The organism is Sphingomonas sp. SORGH_AS_0870 (assembly GCF_031453175.1).
In the GTDB taxonomy this organism is placed as follows: domain Bacteria; phylum Pseudomonadota; class Alphaproteobacteria; order Sphingomonadales; family Sphingomonadaceae; genus Sphingomonas.
On the sequence record NZ_JAVIYW010000002.1, the window covers coordinates 2,167,025 to 2,186,449 of the forward strand.

The 19,425-nt window shown below is 65.2% G+C and carries 13 protein-coding genes; 10 read left to right on the forward strand and 3 right to left on the reverse strand.

Annotated elements, in window-relative coordinates; translation table 11 throughout:
* Nucleotides 1-3 precede the first annotated feature (3 nt).
* From QE363_RS10400 to dld, 3 genes are all read right to left on the reverse strand, one after another.
* Nucleotides 4-1,068 (reverse strand): beta-N-acetylglucosaminidase domain-containing protein, encoded by a 1,065-nt coding sequence (locus tag QE363_RS10400; RefSeq protein WP_309694972.1) that lies wholly within the window; start codon nt 1,066-1,068, stop codon nt 4-6.
* Complete coding sequence (locus tag QE363_RS10405; protein ID WP_309694974.1) at nt 1,059-2,375, reverse strand: serine hydrolase; 1,317 nt, start codon at nt 2,373-2,375, stop codon at nt 1,059-1,061. Before QE363_RS10405 ends, QE363_RS10400 begins: the two co-directional genes overlap by 10 nt.
* A 104-nt stretch (nt 2,376-2,479) precedes the next feature.
* Nucleotides 2,480-4,240, reverse strand: coding sequence for a D-lactate dehydrogenase (dld, locus tag QE363_RS10410; RefSeq protein WP_309694976.1), 1,761 nt, complete (start codon nt 4,238-4,240; stop codon nt 2,480-2,482).
* 116 nt (nt 4,241-4,356) lie between these two features.
* Here dld and QE363_RS10415 point away from each other — a divergent pair, with 116 nt between their 5' ends.
* The 10 genes from QE363_RS10415 to QE363_RS10465 all read left to right on the forward strand — a co-directional run bounded on the left by QE363_RS10415 (nt 4,357) and on the right by QE363_RS10465 (nt 19,410).
* Entirely contained in the window at nt 4,357-5,214 is an 858-nt protein-coding gene (locus QE363_RS10415) for a protein phosphatase 2C domain-containing protein (protein ID WP_309694978.1), read from the forward strand.
* Nucleotides 5,196-6,314, forward strand: coding sequence for an anhydro-N-acetylmuramic acid kinase (locus tag QE363_RS10420; RefSeq protein ID WP_309694980.1), 1,119 nt, complete (start codon nt 5,196-5,198; stop codon nt 6,312-6,314). Before QE363_RS10415 ends, QE363_RS10420 begins: the two co-directional genes overlap by 19 nt.
* 211 nt (nt 6,315-6,525) lie before the next feature.
* Nucleotides 6,526-9,189, forward strand: coding sequence for a TonB-dependent receptor plug domain-containing protein (locus QE363_RS10425; protein ID WP_405053175.1), 2,664 nt, complete (start codon nt 6,526-6,528; stop codon nt 9,187-9,189).
* Between the two features lie 91 nt (nt 9,190-9,280).
* Nucleotides 9,281-10,861: a sodium:solute symporter gene (locus QE363_RS10435; protein WP_309694982.1), complete on the forward strand. Its 1,581-nt coding sequence runs from the start codon at nt 9,281-9,283 to the stop codon at nt 10,859-10,861.
* On the forward strand, nt 10,861-11,754 hold the full coding sequence (locus QE363_RS10440) for an N-acetylmuramic acid 6-phosphate etherase (protein ID WP_309698171.1): 894 nt from the start codon (nt 10,861-10,863) through the stop codon (nt 11,752-11,754). Before QE363_RS10435 ends, QE363_RS10440 begins: the two co-directional genes overlap by 1 nt.
* 2 nt (nt 11,755-11,756) lie before the next feature.
* Entirely contained in the window at nt 11,757-12,485 is a 729-nt protein-coding gene (locus tag QE363_RS10445; protein ID WP_309694984.1) for a GntR family transcriptional regulator, read from the forward strand.
* Nucleotides 12,486-12,744: 259 nt separating this feature from the next.
* Nucleotides 12,745-13,662: a LysR family transcriptional regulator gene (locus tag QE363_RS10450; protein ID WP_309694986.1), complete on the forward strand. Its 918-nt coding sequence runs from the start codon at nt 12,745-12,747 to the stop codon at nt 13,660-13,662.
* Nucleotides 13,663-13,940: 278 nt separating this feature from the next.
* Nucleotides 13,941-16,259 carry a TonB-dependent receptor gene (locus tag QE363_RS10455; RefSeq protein ID WP_309694988.1) on the forward strand — a complete coding sequence of 773 codons (2,319 nt, stop codon included), beginning with the start codon at nt 13,941-13,943 and terminating at the stop codon, nt 16,257-16,259.
* Nucleotides 16,260-16,276: 17 nt separating this feature from the next.
* Nucleotides 16,277-18,061 (forward strand): ATP-binding cassette domain-containing protein, encoded by a 1,785-nt coding sequence (locus QE363_RS10460; RefSeq protein WP_309694990.1) that lies wholly within the window; start codon nt 16,277-16,279, stop codon nt 18,059-18,061.
* Nucleotides 18,058-19,410, forward strand: a complete 1,353-nt coding sequence (locus tag QE363_RS10465; protein ID WP_309694991.1) for a metallopeptidase TldD-related protein — start codon at nt 18,058-18,060, stop codon at nt 19,408-19,410. Before QE363_RS10460 ends, QE363_RS10465 begins: the two co-directional genes overlap by 4 nt.
* The last annotated feature ends 15 nt before the right edge of the window (nt 19,411-19,425 follow it).

A 19,425-nucleotide genomic window follows, 5' to 3' on the forward strand; every position in this document is an offset into this window, starting at 1 on the left:
TCGTTATTGCGTCTGCACCTCGTCCAGCGTGGTGCGGAAGCGTCCGTCCAGCCAGTCGGTGATTTCACGGGCGGCGGGATGATCGATCGCCCCATAGCGTTCGCGCAGTTCAGCGAAACGCGGACCGAGATTGTCGAGCCCGGTATCCTGGAGCGGCAGGATGTCGCGGTGCAATAGGGTGGCGAAGTCGGCGCCCAGCACCTGCGTCGCTGCCGCCAGAAATGCCTGACCATAAGCGTAGCGCTCTCCCTCCCGATAGCTGGCCGCGAGCGTCAGCGCGGGAATGCAGGAGAGGAGCGGTTGCGATGCGGGGTTGATCGCATGACCCGCGACATGATGGCGGATCGCGGCCGGGCGACCGGTGAAGGCGCGCAGGTGCAGATATTGCGACATGCGGACACCGTCATTGACGGGGTAATTGTCCCAAAGGCACACTTTGCGGCCGAGTTCGTGCTGTACCCGTTCCAGATGGGCCACACCGATCTCCCGGGACACGACTTCCTCGCCGGTCCAATAGACGCGCACGTTGCGATCGAGATAGCGCCCCAGCTCGGGCAGATAGGTGGGCGGCCGCTTTCCCCAAGCACGCTCGAGAATGGGATCGTCCGAATAGAAGCTGGGGCAGAAGAAGACCTGGGTCGCGCGGCTGTTGCTGGCGCAGAAATCGACGAGTTCGGCCTGGCCGCGCGCCAAATCGGGCAGTTCGGCGGGTAGGTCGTCGAACAGGATGGCGAGGTCCTGGATGCCCAGCGCGTCGAGCTGCCCCAGCTTCCGCTTCAGGGCGTCGCGCGATTCCTGGCTGAAGGGATGGGTGCTGCCTACCGGGGTCAGCGCGACACCGAAGCGCACGCCCAGCCTTTTGCACTCGGCGGCGAAGGCCGCAAGGGCGGCGAACTGTTCGGGCGGATGCGGCTCGCGCCAGCGGCGGCGCAGGAACGGGTCGGCCTTGGGCCCATAATGATAGAAGCGATAGCCTGCCCCTGCCAGCGTCCGTAGCACGGTCGTTCGATCGGCCCAGCTCCATGGCTTGCCGAAAAAACCTTCGATCACGCCCAGGTTCAGCGCCATGTCTTCTCCTTTTTCCGGTTTTCGAGCACCGTCGTCACCGCTTGCCGCAGCACCGTCTCCCGCAGGGCGTCGAGCGCGGGATAGGGTTCGCCGTCCGGCCGGTGGACGCGGTTGGTGAGCAGGACGACGGTCACGTCCAGCTGGGGCGAGAAGGCGAACCAGGTGCCGGTGAATCCCGAATGCCCGTAAAAGGGGGGCGCGATCCCGGCGAGCTGCGTCTTGTGGAAACCCAGTGCCTGATCGGCGTCGAAGGGCGTGTTCTCGAACGCTGCGATCGTCCGGGCGGGCGCGAGCCGCCAGCCGCCGTAGCAGCCGCCGTTGAGGAGCAGCTGGGCATAGCGGGCTAGATCGGTCGCGGTCGAGAACAGCCCGGCATGGCCAGCCACCCCCCGCCAGCCGAGCGCGACATTGGCATCATTCGCCTCGCCGACCAGCATCCGGTTCCGATATCCGTCGAAGGGCTGGGCCGATGGGAAAGGCGCGGCGGGGTAGGGCTTGCCGGTCTCCGCCATGCGCCGCTGATAGGCGTCGCCCTGCGATGTCGCGGCCGCGCGCCGACGCAAGGACGGTGACGGCAGGAAGCCGGTATCGGTCATGCCGAGCGGGCGATAGATTCGTTCACGGACATAACGGTCCAGCGGTGTGCCCGTGACCCGCTCCACGATGGCACCCAGCAGCATGAAACCGATGTCGGAATAGGCGAAGCGCGAGCCCCTCGGATAACGAAGCGGCAGCGCCGCCAGATAGGGCAGCACCTGGCCCGAGGCGTCGCGGTGCAACCAGGTCGGCTGCCATTCCCAAAGCCCTGCCCGGTGGGTCAGCAACTGACGGACGGTGATGTCCGCCTTGTCGGTGCCCCGAAACGCGGGCAGCAACGTACCCAGCCGGTCGTCGAGTGACAGGCGGCCGGTACCGACGAGATGGAGGATCGCCACGGTGGTCGCCTCGATCTTGGTGATCGAGGCCATGTCGAAAAGCGTGTCGACCGCCATTGCGCGCGGCGTGGCGAGCGTCCGCAGCGTATCGTCGGGCGCGCTGGTCAGCGTCTGTGCATCGCCGAAGGCCGCCTGATGAACGATCCGCCCCCGATCGGTGACGATCAGTACCGCGCCGGGATAGAGTGTGCCGACGCCGTCGCGAACCGCCGCATCGATCGGTGCGAAATGCATGTCGTCGGCGCGAGCGGATGTGGTGTTCAGGATCGGACAGACGGGGGAAGCCGCGAGGCCCGGTGCGGCGCATAGGCCGAGGCACATGAAAAGCGGGGCGATGCGGGCGCGGCGGGTTCGCGCGGCTCGAATCGTCATGCGCTTCATCGTTTCGTCATAGCAATGGCGGCCAATGGTCACCCATTCCACCATGGCGGACCGCCATAACGGCCGGCCATGCCCTTGGCGACGGTGACCGGTTCTCAAACCCGATTCTCCGATGGTGGTTGGGGCCGTTCGGCACTTTCCGGGCTCTCGCAGCTCCAGTGGCGCGCACGCGGCGTGTGGCCGATCCCCGGATTGAGCTGATTTCGCGGATCGATGTGGCGATAGAATTGGGCCAGTGCGGGCGGCGCGACATAGAGGTGGCCGACATTGTGCTCGGCCGGATATTGCGCGCCCCGCGCGTCGAGCAAGGCCCATAGCGCATGTTCGAACGCCACGGGATCGGTGCCTTTGCGCACGATATAGTCCTGATGGAAGACGTGGCAGAAGAAATGGCCGTAATAGAGCGCATGGATGACCTGGGCATCCAGCGCCGGCGGCAATGTCTCGGTCCATATCCCGGCGTTGCGGGGCAGCGCGACGTCGAGCGCGACGATGTCGGCGACGTCGTCGGCATGGATCGCCCGATAACGGACGGCCGCTCCCGCAGCGACGAACCGGTGAAGGAACGCCTTGGCGCTGTCCGCGGCGCTGCATTCGACATAGTCGCCCGCGTCATCGCCGGGGAGAAGCCGGGTGAGCAGGGCACGGGTTTCGTCGATTTGATCGATCGACACTTTCAGCATCAGGTGATGGGCGAAGCGATCACGGTAGCCCCGCATCCAGCTGGGCAGCGGATCCGGGATGAAACGTCCCGCCGCCTGCAGCAGACGGTCGCTCAGGCCGCTGGAAAGGCGATCCGCAAGCGCGTCGAACCGTGCCTTGGCAGCGAAGAGGGCGGGTAGCCGTTCGGTGCCGAGCCGCTCGATCGCGAAGAAGGTGTCACGCCCATAACGATCCGCCACGTCGAAGGCGGTCCGGTGCATATATTCGGCCGCAATCGGCAGCCTGTCGAAATCGCGCAGCATCGTGCGTCGCAGATCGGTGAGACGATCGGCCTCGTTCGTGCCGATATAGAAGGTGGCGGTGACCGCTTCGCGCGGGAAGGTGTCGAGGCGCACCGCGAAGACGATCAGCTTGCCCGCACTTCCCGCTGCCTCGAACAGGCAGCGCGGGTCGGCGTTGAAACGGGCAGGGACAGGGCTATCGATCGCCCGGACATGTTCGGCATAGCGATGGTCGTGCGCCCATCGATCATCCACGTCTTCGATGTCGGCGTCACTGAATTCGCCGCGATCGAGGCGCGACAGGATCGTCTCCGGCTCCTCGCCCAGCGCCATGCCCAGGTGATTGACCAGATGCAGCCGGCCATCGGGCTGGACGGCCGCGAACAGGGCCAGCTGGGTATAGGCGGGCCCGCGCCGGATCAGTGATCCGCCCGAATTGTTGCAGATGCCGCCGACTACCGACGCGCCGAAACAGGACGACCCGATGACCGAATGCGGCTCACGCCCATAAGGCCGCAGGGCCTGTTCGAGCGCGTATAGGGTCGTGCCCGGCAGGCACAGCACCTGCTTGCCGCCCCGGATCACGCTCAGCCGCGACAAGCGCGTGGTGCTGATGATGACGAGGCCGCCGGGATAATCGTCGCCATCGGGGGTGGAGCCGCCGGTCAGCCCGGTATTCGACGCCTGAAGTAGGATCGAGACATCGGCGGCGACGCAGGCCTGGGCTACGCGCCACATCTCGACCAGGCTTCCCGGACGCACCACGGCGATCGCCGCTCCCTCGCCGGTGCGATAGCCCTTGCGAAACCGTGCCGTGGCGCGTGGCGCGGTCAGGACATGACGGCGGCCGACCGCGTTGCGCAGCAGGGCGAGCAGCGTGGCAGCGTCCTTCGGAGCCGTGGGGCGTGTCATAACCTGAGTAAATACCACTATGCAGAGCGGTGCAAGTGGCATGCTATTGGTTTGCATGTCGGGGAGGATGGGGATAGCGTTTCGCATCGCATGAGGATCGGCTCGAGGAGCATGGGATGCTGAGGATCGACGTCGCGCTCTCCGATGCCGGGAGCATGGTGAACGAGGATGCGATCGGCCATTTCGGCGATGCGGCCTGGGTGATCGACGGAGCCACGGGGATCGGTCCATCCCTGCTGGACGCACCCAGCGACGCGGCATGGCTGGCGCAGACCGCCGACCGGCTGATCGCCGACGCCCTTGCCGAAGATCCGGACTGTTCCACGATCGAGATATTGCGCGATGTCATGACGCGCTGCGCGACCGCGCTTGCGGATGCGCAGGTTCGCGCTTTCGATGGCACCCACGAACTGCCCTCGGCGGCCTTTGCCATGATCCGGTTGCGTGGTGATGCTGCCGAGATCACCGCGCTGGCCGACTGCCGCGTAGCGGCGGTGGACGATGCCGGGGTTGCGCGATTGTTCGGCACCTACGCGCTCGATGTCGTCGAGGCGCGGACGCTGGCTGCGGTCAAGGCGATTCGCGAGGAAAACCCCTCGATCGACTCCGAGGCCTTGAAGAATCTGCTGTTGCCGGGACTGAGCGCCAATCGCCATCTCAAGAACCGCGACGGCGGCTATTGGCTGCTCGGGACGGAGCCTGCCGCTGCTGACCATCTCTGGCAGGCGACGGTTCCGCTCCATCCCGGCCAGCGCTTCGCCATTGCCAGCGACGGGTTCCTGCGACTCGTGGAACTGTTCGATGCGGCGACGCCCGACGATCTGCTGGCCATCGCCACGCCGGAGGACGGTGCCGCCTGGCTGGCGCGGTTGCGCGATATCGAAAGCGAGCCGGATTCGCTGCGGCGTCATATCCGGGTGAAGCGGCACGACGATGCCAGTCTGATCGTCTGCACTTGGGACCCGTCCTGCTGATGCTGGTGATGGGCTATATGAGCGGGACGTCGCTGGACGGCGTCGACGTCGCACTGATCGAGACGGATGGCGAGCGGATCGAGGCGTTCGGCTCCACGGCGATGATCCCCTTTACCGACGCCCAACGCGTGAGCATCGAACAGGCGACGCGCGATGCGCTGGTATGGAACGGCTATGGTGCGATGCCGTCATCGTTCGATACGGCGTCAACCGTCATCGAGCGGCTGCATATCGACGCTGGTGAGCGGCTGATGGCGGAGGCCGGGCGGCGTCCGGACCTGATCGGCTTTCACGGCCAGACGTTGCTCCATCGGCCCGAGCGCGGCCTGTCCATCCAGATCGGCGATCCCCAGATGCTGGCGGATGTCCTGGGCGTGCCGGTAGTCGCGCAAATGCGGCAGGATGATCTGCAAGCCGGAGGGCAGGGTGCCCCGCTGGTGCCTGTCTATCACGTCGCGCTTGCCGAGCATCTTGGTATCACGCGACCGGTCGCGTTCCTCAACATCGGGGGCGTTGCGAACCTGACCTGGATCGGGGCGGACAGAAACTTGATCGCGTTCGATACGGGACCGGGGAACGGCCTGATCGACCAGCTCGTCCAGGCGCGCGGGGCGGGCCGTTATGACGAGGGGGGCCGTTTTGCCGCTGCGGGCCGTGTCGACACAGACATTCTGGCCCGTCTGCTGACGCACGACTATTTTCAGGGAGAGGGAGCGAGGTCGCTCGATCGCTATGACTTTCCGCTCGACTGGGTGGCGGCCTGTTCGATCGAGGATGCCGCCGCCACACTGACTGCGTTCACGGCGGAGGCGGTGGCCCTGGCGGCGCGGACACTGCCCGCCCTGCCCGAATTGTGGATCGTGTGCGGGGGCGGGGGACATAATCCGGTATTGATGGCGGCGTTGCGCGATCGCCTCGGAGTCTGCCGGACGGCGGACGAAATCGGCCTGCGCAGCGATTTCATCGAGGCCGAGGCAATGGCGTTCCTCGCTGCACGTAGCCTGCATGGTCTGCCGCTGACCTTTCCGGGCACGACCGGTGTCGTCGAACCCCTGACCGGCGGTCGCCTTTGGCGACCACGCAATAATACCAAAATATAATACCACATGTTTACATATTGCGGAGAGGTATACATGATCGGGGTGGGGCCCCAGGCCTGCCACAGGTCATGATCCATGATCGGCGGACTGGGTTTGGGCATATCAGGGAGGGACTGCAATGATGACGTCGTACCGACATAGCGTAGCCGCAGCCGCACTGGCGGTAGCCCTTGTGCAGGCACCTGCAGCCTTGCAGGCCCAGACGGCCTCTGTGACGCCCGCTGCTCCCTCGGCCCAGGACGGTTCGACGTCCGGCGATGAGGTCGTGGTGACGGGGACGCGCATCCCCGCCACCGGCCTGACCTCGAGCAGCCCGGTCGCCTCGACGAACGAGGCACAGATCAGGTTGCGGTCTGCGCTGACGATTGAGGATTTCTCCACCACCATCCCGCAGCTTTCGGGCGGTGTGCGCCAGGGCTCGCAGGGCAGCGATGCGTTCGGCGCGCAGGTTCTCGAACTACGCAATTTCGGCCAAAGCCGCTCGCTGGTGCTGATCGACGGCACCCGTGCGGCACCGTTCAGTTTCCGGAACTCGGTCGACGTCAACGCCATTCCCGCATCGCTCATCAAGCGCGTCGATGTGCTGACCGGTGGTGCGGCGGCGGTCTATGGCGCGGATGCCGTCGCGGGCGTCGTGAACTTCATCCTCAACGATGAATATGAGGGTATCCGGGGCACCGCAACCAGCCGGTTGTCGGTCCATGGCGGTGCGCAATATGGCGGCTCCCTGATGCTGGGCACCGGCATTGGTGACCGTGGCAATCTGGTGATCGCGGCGGACTATACCCAGCGCGACGGTGTGCGGGCCGGACAGCGCAGCTGGGCCGCGACGCCCAACCAGACCATTCCGAGCATCGGCGGCGTCTTCACCGACGTCGCGAGCGGTCGACGCTTCGGCTTCACGGACGATGGCACGTTCACGACCACTCCTTCCGCCACCTCCAACATCTCGGCCACCTACCCCCTGATCTCGCCGCTCAAGCGGATCAACGTGGCCGCGCTGTACAAATATGAGATCACGCCGCAGATCGAGGTCTATGGCCGGGCCATGTATACCAATGCCCGTACCGAGGAGACGGGTACCCCCGGGGCGGCGCCCGCATCGGTCAACCGCACCGTTGGGATCAGCGCGACCAATCCGTTTTTGACGGACGCGATCCGCAACCAGTTGACGTTTGTGAACGGCACCGCCCAGGTAAACGTGTCCCGGTCGCTCAGCGAACTGGGCCTGATCCGCTATGCCACCGAGCGTGACACATTGCAGGTCCAGTCGGGCCTGCGCGGACCATTGACCGATGCGGTGCGGTGGAACGTCTATGCGCAATATGGCCGTTCGACGGAATCGTCGCTGATCTCGGGCGATGGCCTTGTCACCAGCCCGGCGGGCGCGAACAATTTCGCGTCGATCGTCAATACGGTCAACATCTTCGGGCCCAACCGGCCTGGGCTGGCCGCCGCGCTGGGTAGTACGATCGACGGCTTCAACCGCAAGCGTGACCAGTTCGTCACGGCAGGGACGGTGAGCGGCACGCTGGCCGACCTGTTCTCCCTGCCTGCCGGGCCGATCGGCTTTGCCGGCGGCGTCGAATATCGGCGGGAAACGGCGAGCATCAATCAGGATAGTGCGCTGCTGACCGGCAACACCTATCGCCAGGGCGTGCAGGCCGCCTATCGCGGCGCGTTCGATGTCATCGAACTCTATGGCGAAGTCCTTGTCCCGCTGATCCACGACACTCCGCTGATCCGAAAGCTCGACGTCGGCGGCGCCTATCGCCTGTCGGATTATAATCGGTTCGGCACGCACGGTACGTGGAAGGTCGAGGGAAATTGGGAAGTCGACCGCAACCTGCGGCTGCGGGGCACCTATCAGCGCGTGTTGCGGACGCCCAATTTCGGGGAATTCGCCGCCAGCACCTCGTCGCTGCCGCTCAACAGCCTGGTCACCGTCGATCGCCTGAAGCCGCGCTATGGCGGCGATCCTTGCGTGATCGGCACCGGCAATGCGGCGCAATGCGCGCGGTTCGGCGCTCCGTCGGTGGGATCGGCCAATTCCACCGCCCCCGGCTACCTGACCGGCAACTATTATTATGGCGGCAATCCCGACATCAAACCGGAAACCGGCTATACGACGACGGCGGGCGCGGTGTTCACGCCGACCTTCCTGCCGGGCCTGAACGTGACGGTCGACTATTACAATCTCGACCTGCGTGGGGCGGTCGGCGTGATCCAGCCGATCGCGGCCATCACGAGCTGTTACATCACCAATCCGACCGCGAACAATCCGCTATGCGCGCTGGTCACCCGCAACCCGAACGGAACCTTCGCCGATGCCTTCGTCAACAATCAGAATCTGGGTCGCCTGCTGCAACGCGGCTTCGACATCTCGGCGGCCTACACCCTTCGGCCGGACTGGCTGCCGGGCAAGGGCCTTCGGGCGAGCTATCAGGGTAATATCGTCACATCCTATCTGATCCAGGCGAACCCGACCGTGTCTGCGGTTCAATGCAAGGGGACGTTCGGTGCCACCTGCTCCAGCGACGGCACGACGCTGGTCCAGCCGGATTATCGCCACACGGCCGGGCTCGGCTGGCTGTTGGACAGGGGCGTGATCCAGTTCGACTGGCAGCGCATCGGCAAGGTCCGGTCGAGCACGGTCGGATCGACGCGAGACGCTGAAGACGCAGGATGTCTTCGACCTGTCGGCCTCCTACGACTTCACCGATGTCGTCACGATGAGCGCGGGCGTCTACAACCTGTTCGACAAGGCGCCGCCGCGTGTGTCGACGGGCGGTGTGTTCAACACCTTCCCCGACACCTACGACATTCTGGGGCGGACGATCGGCTTCTCGCTGACCGCGCATCTCTGACCGGATAGCCTTGCCACGGAGTCCGGCCCGATCGGTGGGCCGGACGCCATCGCCTCATGCCTGCGGGCCTTTGGTCCGGGGCGATCGGAGTATGCTTCGATGATGCTGCCCTTCTCCATGGCCGACTGGCTCGTGATCGCTGGCTATCTGCTGCTGCTGGTCGCGGGCGGGTGGCTCTTGACGCCGCGCCAGACGGCGTCGGCTCGCGAATATTTCCTGGCGGGCGGCACCGTTCCCGCCTGGCTCGCGGCGCTGTCGGTCCTGTCCGCCACCCAGTCGGCGGCGACCTTCCTCGGTGGGCCGGACTATGGCTATCACGGCGACCTGACCTATCTCAGCGCCAATATCGGCGGCGGGCTGATCGGGGCGATCTTCGTGGCCCATGTCCTGATCCCACGCTTCTACGCGATCCGCGCGAATACCGCCTATGAGTTGCTGACCCTGCGGTTCAGCGAGCGAGCGACCCGCTGGGCGGGTGGCATGTTCCTGGTCGGGAGGGTCTTTGCCGGTGGCGCGCGCGTATATCTCGCCGCCATCGCGCTGGCGATGGTCGTCACGGGCGGCGTCGGCGTGCAGGGCATCGTGATCGCCGCCGCCGCGCTGGTCGTGGCGAGTGTCGCGTTCACCTTCGTCGGCGGTCTGAAGTCTGTTCTGTGGAACGACCTGATCCAGTTCGTCGTCTATGTCGGCTCGGCGGTCGCGGTGCTGGTGTTCCTGCGCCTGTCGATCCCGGCCTCCAATGCCCAGATCCTGCAGGCGCTAGCCCATGCCCCGCAGGGCGTCGACAAGCTGCGGCTGTTCGATTTCTCCCTGGACCTCTCGCGGCCCTTCTCGATGCTGGCGATCGTTACCGGGCTTGCACTGCTCTATATCGCCAATGCGGGCATGGACCAGGACACCACGCAGCGCCTGCTTTCGTGCAGGGATGCAAAGACGGGCGCGCGCAGCCTCTATCTGTCGGTGCTGGCGACGGTGCCGACCGTCGGCATGTTCATTGTCATCGGCCTGTTGCTGTACGTGTTCTATGACCGCCCCGACCTGATGGTTGGTTCCGGCGCCGTCGCCGCCAGCGAGTTTGAGGGGCAGAAGATCAGCATTTTCATGCACTATATCCTGACGCAATTGCCCGGCGGCCTGCGCGGCCTGGTGACGATCGGCATCTGCGCGGCGGCGGTGGCGACCACCAATTCCGCGCTGAATGCGATGTCGTCGGTGCTGGTGCAGGATTTCTATCGCCCTTGGCGAGACCGGCGCGGGCCGGTCGAGGAGCATCACTTCGTCCAGGCTGGGCGCGCAGGCATGGGGATCATCGGTTTCGCGATGTTCCTGATGGCCGTCCTCTCCTTCTATTGGCAGCGCCACAGCTCGATGGGCCTGCTGGAGTTCGCGCTGCAGGTGATGGTGTTCAGCTATGCGGGGCTGCTGGGTGTCTATTTCACCGCCTTGTTCACCACGCGCGGGACGACCGGTTCGGCCATCGCCGCGATGTTGATCGGTTTCCTGACGATCATCCTCCTGCAACCTGCCATCGCGCGCGCCATCGGCCTGCCTCCCCAACTGAGCGGGCTCTCCTTTCCTTTTCAGCTTTGCATAGGAACCGCCCTGGCGTTCCTGGTCTGCGCTGCGCCATCGGGCGCGGGCCGCTCCGCATCGAAGCTCCCATCGGGATCGACGCTATGATGAAAACCGAAACGCTCGACGCACGCTATCTCGACCTCGATAAGTGGCCGACGGAATCGGCCGTCCAGGCGATGCTGGAAGGCCAGATGGCGGCCATTGCCGCCATCCAGTCGCAGACCGCTGCGATCGCGCGGGCCGCCGAAGCGGCGGCGGCACGGCTCGGCCATGAGGGGCGCCTGATCTATGTCGGGGCAGGCACTTCCGGCCGGCTCGCCGTGCAGGACGGGACGGAGCTGAACCCCACGTTCAACTGGCCTATGAAACGCCTGATCTTCCTGATGGCGGGCGGTTACGGGGCGCTGACACAGGCATATGAAGGGGCGGAGGACAATACCGAGGCGGCACGCGCCGATATCGATGGCTGCGTTATCACCCCGTCCGATGTCGTCATCGGCGTGGCAGCCAGCGGCTCAACGCCCTACACCGTCGCGGCAATCGAGCATGCCAGAACGCTCGGTGCGCTGACGATCGGGATTTCGAACAATGCGGGGACTCCGCTGATCGCACATGCCGAGCATCATGTGCTGGCCGATACGGGCAGCGAAGTTCTGGCGGGGTCGACCCGGATGAAGGCGGGCACCGCGCAAAAGGCGGTGTTGAACCTGTTGTCCACCGCACTGATGCTGCGCCTGGGGTTTGTCTATCGCGGGCGAATGGTGGCCATGCGCGTTTCCAACGCGAAACTCTTGCAACGCGGTCGCCGCATGATCCAGGAACTGGCCGGTGTGGAGGCAGAGGTGGCGATCCGTGCGCTCGACGTGGCAGGCAACGATATAAGGCGCGGCGTCCTCGTCGCCATGGGGGTCTCCCTGGGCGAGGCCGACGCGCTGCTCGATGCGCATCATGGCAGCCTGCGCGCGGTGCTGCAGGCGCTGGATGCACCGGAGGCGTGACGATGCGCGACATCGCCTGGACGCGGAGCGACGAAGCGACGCCCCTGTATCTCCAACTCGCCCAGAGCCTGCGCGCGCATATCGACGGCGGGGGGATCGATCCGGGCAGCGCGCTACCCTCGGAACGGGAACTGAGCGAAATGGTGGGCCTGTCGCGCGTCACCGTTCGCAAGGGCATTAGGCAGCTCATCGACGAAGGCGTGCTGGTCAGCCGCCACGGGTCGGGCACCTTCGTCGCGCGGCGGATCGAAGCATCGGGCGCGAAGCTGAATAGCTTCACCGATGACACCCGGTCGCGAGGGCAGGATCCCGGCGTTGTATGGATCTACAAATCCTACGCGCTGCCCACCGAGGAGGAAGCTGCGGCGGTGGGGGTGGCCCCCAATGTCCGCGTCGCCCGGCTGGGTCGCGTCCGTCTGGTCGGCGACGAGCCGTTGGCGATCGAGCATGCGGTGATCCCTGCGATCTTCATGCCCGATCTCGATGCGCTGGGCGACTCCCTCTATCAGGCGTTGGAGACCCATGGCTTTCGCCCGACATCGGGCACGCAGCGCGTACGCGCCTCGCTCGCCACGCAAACCGAAGCTGGAATCCTGAATGTACGACACAATTCCGAGGTTTTGCGGATCGAGCGCTGCACTCGCATTCCTGATGGCCGCATCGTGGAATTCACCCGTTCGGTCTATCGCGGGGATCGATACGAATTCGTAACGGATTTGAATGTCGTCTGATCAGCCGGCGCCTTGCGAACCCTTGATGTGCCGTTCTGCCCCGGCAACTGTGATGCTGGGAATGACCATGATGTCTCCCAGGTCGGCACCTTTGCGGCTATTCCGGATGATCCTGTTTGCGACAACTGGCGGGCAGACAGGAGAAATCTTGCCAAATGCGCTGGGAGGCGGTCATCTGGTAGCATCGGAGAGCAAGCGATAGGGGCATTAGTTGCAGGGTTCGGGCGATCCAACACCGCTGGCTGAAGGGCGAACCCGGTTGCGTCGCCTGAACATAAACCTGCTCTACGCGCTCGATGCGTTGCTCCATTCGCCATCCTTGACCGCCGCGGCGCAGTCCATCGCGATCAGCCAGCCCGCGATGAGCGTCAAGCTGCGCCAGTTGCGCGATCAATTCAAAGACGAGTTGGTCGTGTTCGGCGAGCGTCGTCAGTTGACGGCCTTGGGCGAGGCGCTGCGCCAACGGGTCGGTCGCCTGCTGCGCGAGGTCGATGACACGTTCCACTTGACGTTGGATTTCGATCCGGCAACGGCGCGGCGGACGATCACGATGACGGCACCCGAGGTCGTGGAACTGATGTTCTTCAGTCGCGTCGTGCCGCGACTGCGTGCGGTGGCACCGGGTATCGAACTGAAAATGACGCCTTTCGTTCATGGCTCCGTCCGGCGTCTGTTCGATGCGGGCGTGGATGTTGCCGTCGTTCCGCAGGCAATGGTCGACAAGGATCTGTGTGCCGCGCGCCTGATCGATCACGCGCCGAGTGCACTGGTACGTGCGTCGCATCCCTTGGCGGGCCGTCGCGTCGACGAAAAGACCTATCTCGAAGCGTCTCATGCGGGCGTGCACGCGGACATGGAACGTGCCATATTCGGCGACTTTGCGAATGACAGTCCGCTTGCACGGCGTAACGTCGCGATACGGACGGGCCTCCATTCGATGTTGCCTGTGCTGGCGATCGGGTCCGATCTGATCGTCACGACAAGCAACTGGTTCGCACAGCATCAGGCCGCATTCCTGCCCGTCACCATTCTAGAACTGGATTTCCCCGTCACATCGACCGATCTCGTCGTCCAGTGGCAACCCTATCGCGACAAGGAGCCTGTCATTCGCTGGCTGGTCGCCGAGTTGGAACGCGCGGCGGCGGGGCTCGGCAAGCCGCTCGATCTGGAATTATAGGGGCATAACCAAATACGATTTGATGATGCCTGTGGTTGCGCGCAGTTTCTTCCCGACGAAGGACAGGATCGCACCGGGCAAGCCCCGTGACAATCGGCGGCCGACTTCGCGACTGCAGAGTGAACCGTCGATGGTCTTGGACGACGTCGACGATCGACCGTCCCGCCTTAGGGTGGGGCTCGCTGTCATCGCTGTAAAGCGTGGCGTGGCCGACGCTTCAAATGGGTGTCCGACAGGGCATGGGGACGTGTGGCCGCGACGCGGGGAAGGGGGCTTTCATGCTGAGTCGTCGTGCGAAATTGCAAATTCGGGTTGCGGCCATCGCGATGGTGCCGATGACCGCCTGGGGGATGCCGGGGGCCGCCTCGGCGCAAGGCCAGCGCATCACGGTGCCGGCGATGCCGCTGGAGGACACCCTGGCGCGTATTCATCAGCAGACGGGGGTGACGATCAACGCCGATCCCGATGCGGTGCGCGGGCTGAGCGCCCAGTCGGTGAAAGGCGCGCGCGACGCGATGGCGGCGGTCAGGCAGGCGACGCGGGGCCTGCGCCTTGCCGTCAGCCATGAGCGTGACGGCAGCATTCTGGTTGTCAATGACATCATCGTCATCGCGCATCGCGATGAAGCGGAAACAAACGTGACGGTGCGGGGGGCGACCAGTTCGACGCGGACCGGGGAAACTTTGCGCGATCAGCCGCGCAATGTTCAGGTCCTGTCTGCCAAACTCCTGGCCGAGCAACAGGCGCAGAACCTGCCCGACGCGCTGCGCAACGCGGGCGGTGTGACCGTCAACGCCGCGACCGTGCAGGGCGGCGTCGGCTATACCGTGCGCGGTCTTTCGTCGGGCGGGGCGGTCAACGGTCTGCCGACGCCGTCCAACAGCAGCTTCGCGGCGGGCAGCACCCAGCCGATCGCGAATGTCGAGCGACTGGAAGTCCTGAAGGGGCCCGATGCAATCCTGCTCGGCGGTGACAGCCTGGGCGGGACGGTGAACATCGTCACCAAGAAACCGAGCGCCGATGAGCGGCTGTACGTGTCGAGCGAGGTCGGCTCCTTCGGTTCGGTGCGCGGAACGGTCGATGCGAACCGGTCCATCTCCGGCGACGACAGCGTCAGCGCCCGTATCATCGCGACGGCGGCCACCGCAGACCATAATTTCGGCGGCTATCGCGGCAACGAGGATTATCTGTTCGCCCCTTCGATCCGCTACAAGAAGGGCGGGACCGACATCATCGCCAGCATCACGACCGGGAACCAGATTTTCGGCATGGTGCCCTATACGCTATACGATACGACGACGAAGCGGCCCGTGCCGATCCGGGCCGGAGTGCCCCTGATCGGCGGGCAGAACCAGTATTTGCAGATCAAGAGCACCATCTACGATGCGCAGGTCAATCAGGCGGTCGGAAGCTGGCTGACGATCGTGGGCCACTGGCAGCATCAGAATACCGACCTGTTCATCAGCCAATATTCGCCCTTCGTCGTGCTCGCCCCGAACCTGGTGCTCGTCAGCACGAGCGGCGTGAAGCAGCACGCCATCAACAACGCGGTCGACGGCTATGCCCGCATTGCGGTCAAGACCGGGCCGGTCGAGCACAAGCTGATCGCCGGCGCGATGGCAACGAATTTCAAGACGTCCGCAGACGATACCGGTTCGGGCGACATGTTCCCCTATGATTACGTCGCGGGCGATCCGCCCCTGCCGCCCCTGCCAAGGGATTACTTCACGACGAGCACCGGCACCGGCAAGCAGACCTCCTATTATGCCCAGTATCTGGTGAAATATTGGAAGCTCGCCTTGCTCGCCAGTGTGCGCAAGACATCGTCCGACGCCATATCGAGCTTCCGCGATGGACCCACGGCTCGCTACACGTCCAATGGTGCCGTCACTCCCAGCTATGGCGCGGTGGTTGCGGTGACGGACAATCTGTCGGTCTATGGCCAACTCGCCTTTGGTTTCATCGCCAGCTTTCAGTACGACCGACGCCGGAACCTGTTGCCCGACACGCGGACGCGCAATGCCGAGACGGGGATCAAGCTCGATCTGCTCGACAAGCGCGTGTTGCTCAATGCGTCCTGGTTCCGATTGAGCCAGAGTAACTACAAGGTCCCCGATCCGCTCGATCGGCTCTATTACATCAATCTGCCCGCGCAACTGGCGGAGGGGGTCGATGTCAGCGTCTCGGGCGAACCCCTCAAAGGACTGATGGTCAGCGGCGCGTTCACCCGCACTCGATACTCCATGCTGACGCCCGGCAATGCGGACGTCGGGAGCACGGTGGTGCTGCAGCCGCGCGACCAGTACAGCGCCTATGCCTCCTATCGCCACCGCGTGGCCGATGACGTGACGGCGGGTCTCGGCGCGGGCGTCTATGGGCGATCGAGTGCCGCCATCAACATGGCCGGGCAATATTGGGTGGGCCCGTCGGTGCAGACCGATCTCAACGGCTTCCTGACGATCGGCAAGCTGGACCTGAACCTGGGCGTCCGCAACCTGTTCGACCGCCGGAATTACGGTCCGACGATCACCACAAGCTATGTCCCACTCGGCGAACCCCGCACATGGCGGCTGACCGTCGGTTATCGTTTCCGTTGATGAAGGCTGGCTGATCGATGTTGCCACAACCCGTTCCATCCGGTGAATCCCGTCGTGAAACGGGGCTCGCCCGGCCACAACCGGCGGGCGAGCGGTGGCGGCATGCCTTTGGCCTGTTGCGCGATTACTGGACGTCGAAGGACTGGAAATTCGCGTGGAGCGCCTTGATCGTCCTGCTGGCATTCCAGTTCGCGGGCGCATGGCTCTTCGTGCTGATGAACCGTTGGCAACAGCGTTTCTTCGATGGCGTCGAGAATCGTGACGTTGCGGGCTTTGCCTCGCTGCTCACCGCGTTCATCGGCATCCTGGCGCTGCAGGTCGCCTTCGAGACCATCGAACCCTATGTCCGCCGCATATTGTGCCTGCGCTGGCGCGTCCATCTGACCCGGACCTATCTGGACCGCTGGCTGGCGCGCAACCGCTATGCCGAAATCGAACGGCTGCGGATGATCGACAATCCCGACCAGCGCATCGCCGACGACGTGAAATTCGTCTCCGATCCCGAGGTCGGCACCTTGTCGATCCTGCTGAGCCTGGTCAGCGCGGTCGTGTCGGCCGCGTCTTCGATCATGATCCTGCTCGAAACCGCCGCACCGATCCGCTTCGCGCTGTTCGGTTGGCATGTGGCGATACCGGGTAGCACGGTGGTCTATGCGGTTCTGTACGTGCTGGCGAGCAGCGTGGTGATGGTGCTGCTGGGCAGGCCGTATATCCGGGCGATGATGAGGTGGCAGCACCGCGAGGCGGATTTCCGGTCGAACCTGATCCATGTCCGCCGTAACGCCCCTCAGATTGGGCTTGCCAATGCCATCGGAGCCGAGCGGCTCTCGCTTCGTACTGCCCTCCAGAACATCTATCTGACCTCGCGGTCCGTCATCCGGTCGCTGATCGGCCTCAACGCTGCCAACAGCCTGTATGATCGGATCGGATCCATCATCCCGCTGTTCATCCTCGTCCCGCGCTATTTCGCCGGCGCGATCAGTTTCGGTCAGGTCATGGGCGGCCGGGACGCCTTTCAGGCACTGGTGCCGCAACTGGGGTTCTTCGTGCACCTCTACCCCCGGATGGCGACGCAGATTTCGTACATCAACCGCTTGAAGGCCCTGGACGATGCGATCGACTACGAACGTCCGGCAGGCATCACGGCGACCGTCGGCACCGCGGCGGCGATCGCGGTGGAAACCGCTGGCCTCGTCATCCGCCGCCCGCATGGCGAGCCGCTGGTCGATGTCGGTGACTGGCAGGTGCGCGCAGGCGAACGCTGGGTGATCCGCGGGCCGTCGGGCGCGGGCAAGAGCACGTTGTTGCGCGCGCTCGCCGGGCTGTGGCCCGATGGCGTGGGGCGGGTCGCATTGGCAGATCGCAGCACGGCCATGTTCGTGCCGCAGCGCCTCTATCTACCGCTCGGCACGCTGAAGGCAGCGATCTGCTTTCCCGATGCGCCGGAAGATCATGCCGATAGCGAGATTGCCGCGATGCTCGACACGGTCCATCTGTCGCATCTCGCCGATGACCTGCACGCCCTGCGCATGTGGTCCGAGGAACTGTCCCCTGGCGAGCAGCAGCGGATCGCGCTGATGCGGATCCTGCTCCAGAAGCCCGACCTGCTGATCCTGGACGAGGCGACGAGCGCGCTCGATCCGGCGAACACGCAGCATTTCCACGATCTGCTCGGCCAGCGCCTGACCGACGTCACGATCATCAGCGTCGTCCATGACGAGCGGCTCCACCGCTATCACGACCATGCGCTGATTATCGCCGACGGTCGCGCGGTGGCAGGACCCCTGGAGTCACGATCATGACCAGACTGCTGGCCGCGGATGTCGCGGACATGGAGGACATTGCCGGACAGGCGGTCGCCATCGCGCGGCGGATCGGGGCGGATCATGCGGTCGCCTCGGCGAGCGCCGGGGCGGGGGTGCGGGTGACGGCCCGCGCCGGCGCCACGGACACGGCACTGCGCGATGCGGGGCAGGGGCTGACCGTCACCGTCTATCGGGGGACGCGGGGCGGAACGGCAAGTACGGCGGCGCTCGACCGGCACGCGATCGCCGAGGCGGTGGACGAGGCCTATGCGATGGCGGCTTTGGTCGGCGAGGACCCCGACGCGCTGCCGCCGCTCCTGGCCGACATGGCCGTCGATACGCCGCTGCCGCCGCTCGATGCGCCGTCGGGGGTCGATATTGCCCGGCTGCGAACGATGGCGCTGGAGGGCGATGCGCTGATCCGCGCCGCGTCGGGGCAGGGCATGACGCTGGAAACCGTGTCGTCAGGTGTCTCGTCCAGCGAGGGCGTCCATGCGCTGGCGACGAGCGCGGGTTTCTGTCGCGGGCAGACATATTCCAACCATGGCCTGTGGCTGGTGGCGCTGGCCCGCGATGCGGACGGTGCGGTCAATGACAGCGCCGACAGCTTCGATCGACGCTTCGACCGGCTGATCCCGACCCAGCTATTGGCCGAGCGCGCGGTGGCACGCGCGGCGGGCCAATTGGGAGCGCGCGCGGTGCCGGGGCAGAGGGCACCCGTGCTGTTCGAGCCGCGCGCCGCGATTGCGTTGATCGGCAGCCTGGTCAACGCTCTGTCCGGCAATCCGCAGCTACGCGGCGCGACCTTCTTGCCCGATGCGCTGGGCAAGGCCGCCGCAGCGCCCCATCTCGACATGTACGAGAACCCCTATGAGCCCTTCGGTCCGGCAAGCGGCGGCTTCGACCGCGAAGGGATTGCGGGTCGGTGCCGCACCATCATCGGGGGCGGAACGGTCGAGGGGCTGTTTCTCGGCATGCGGTCGGCGCGGCGGCTGGGCATGGCATCGACCGGCAATGCCGATGGCCCGTGGAACCTCGCACTGACCAGTCGGGCCGAGCGTGGATCGTTCGCGGACCTTTGCCTACGGATGGGGCGGGGGCTGATCGTGCGTCGACTGAACGGCGGCGCGGCTGATCCCGTGACCGGCAACTGGACCTATGCCGTCGCGGGCGCGTGGGTGGAGGACGGCTCGCCGGTCCACGCCGTCACCGACGTCACGGTCGGCGGCAATCTGCGCGACATGCTGACGGGCATCGTCGCGGTCGGCGACGATGTGGAGCGGCACGGCGCCTTTTCCACCGGATCCATCCTGATCGATGTCATGCAGATTGGAGGAGCGCCATGACCCCCGGCCCCGCGA

Excerpts from the sequence above, each read along its gene's own strand:
- QE363_RS10400 (WP_309694972.1), bottom strand. The coding sequence starts at position 1,068 with ATGGCGCTGAACCTGGGCGTGATCGAAGGTTTTTTCGGCAAGCCATGG.
- QE363_RS10445 (WP_309694984.1), top strand. The coding sequence starts at position 11,757 with ATGCGCGACATCGCCTGGACGCGGAGCGACGAAGCGACGCCCCTGTAT.
- QE363_RS10455 (WP_309694988.1), top strand. The coding sequence starts at position 13,941 with ATGCTGAGTCGTCGTGCGAAATTGCAAATTCGGGTTGCGGCCATCGCG.
- dld (WP_309694976.1), bottom strand. The coding sequence starts at position 4,240 with ATGACACGCCCCACGGCTCCGAAGGACGCTGCCACGCTGCTCGCCCTG.
- QE363_RS10440 (WP_309698171.1), top strand. The coding sequence starts at position 10,861 with ATGAAAACCGAAACGCTCGACGCACGCTATCTCGACCTCGATAAGTGG.
- QE363_RS10460 (WP_309694990.1), top strand. The coding sequence starts at position 16,277 with ATGTTGCCACAACCCGTTCCATCCGGTGAATCCCGTCGTGAAACGGGG.
- QE363_RS10405 (WP_309694974.1), bottom strand. The coding sequence starts at position 2,375 with ATGACGATTCGAGCCGCGCGAACCCGCCGCGCCCGCATCGCCCCGCTT.
- QE363_RS10465 (WP_309694991.1), top strand. The coding sequence starts at position 18,058 with ATGACCAGACTGCTGGCCGCGGATGTCGCGGACATGGAGGACATTGCC.
- QE363_RS10435 (WP_309694982.1), top strand. The coding sequence starts at position 9,281 with ATGATGCTGCCCTTCTCCATGGCCGACTGGCTCGTGATCGCTGGCTAT.
- QE363_RS10415 (WP_309694978.1), top strand. The coding sequence starts at position 4,357 with ATGCTGAGGATCGACGTCGCGCTCTCCGATGCCGGGAGCATGGTGAAC.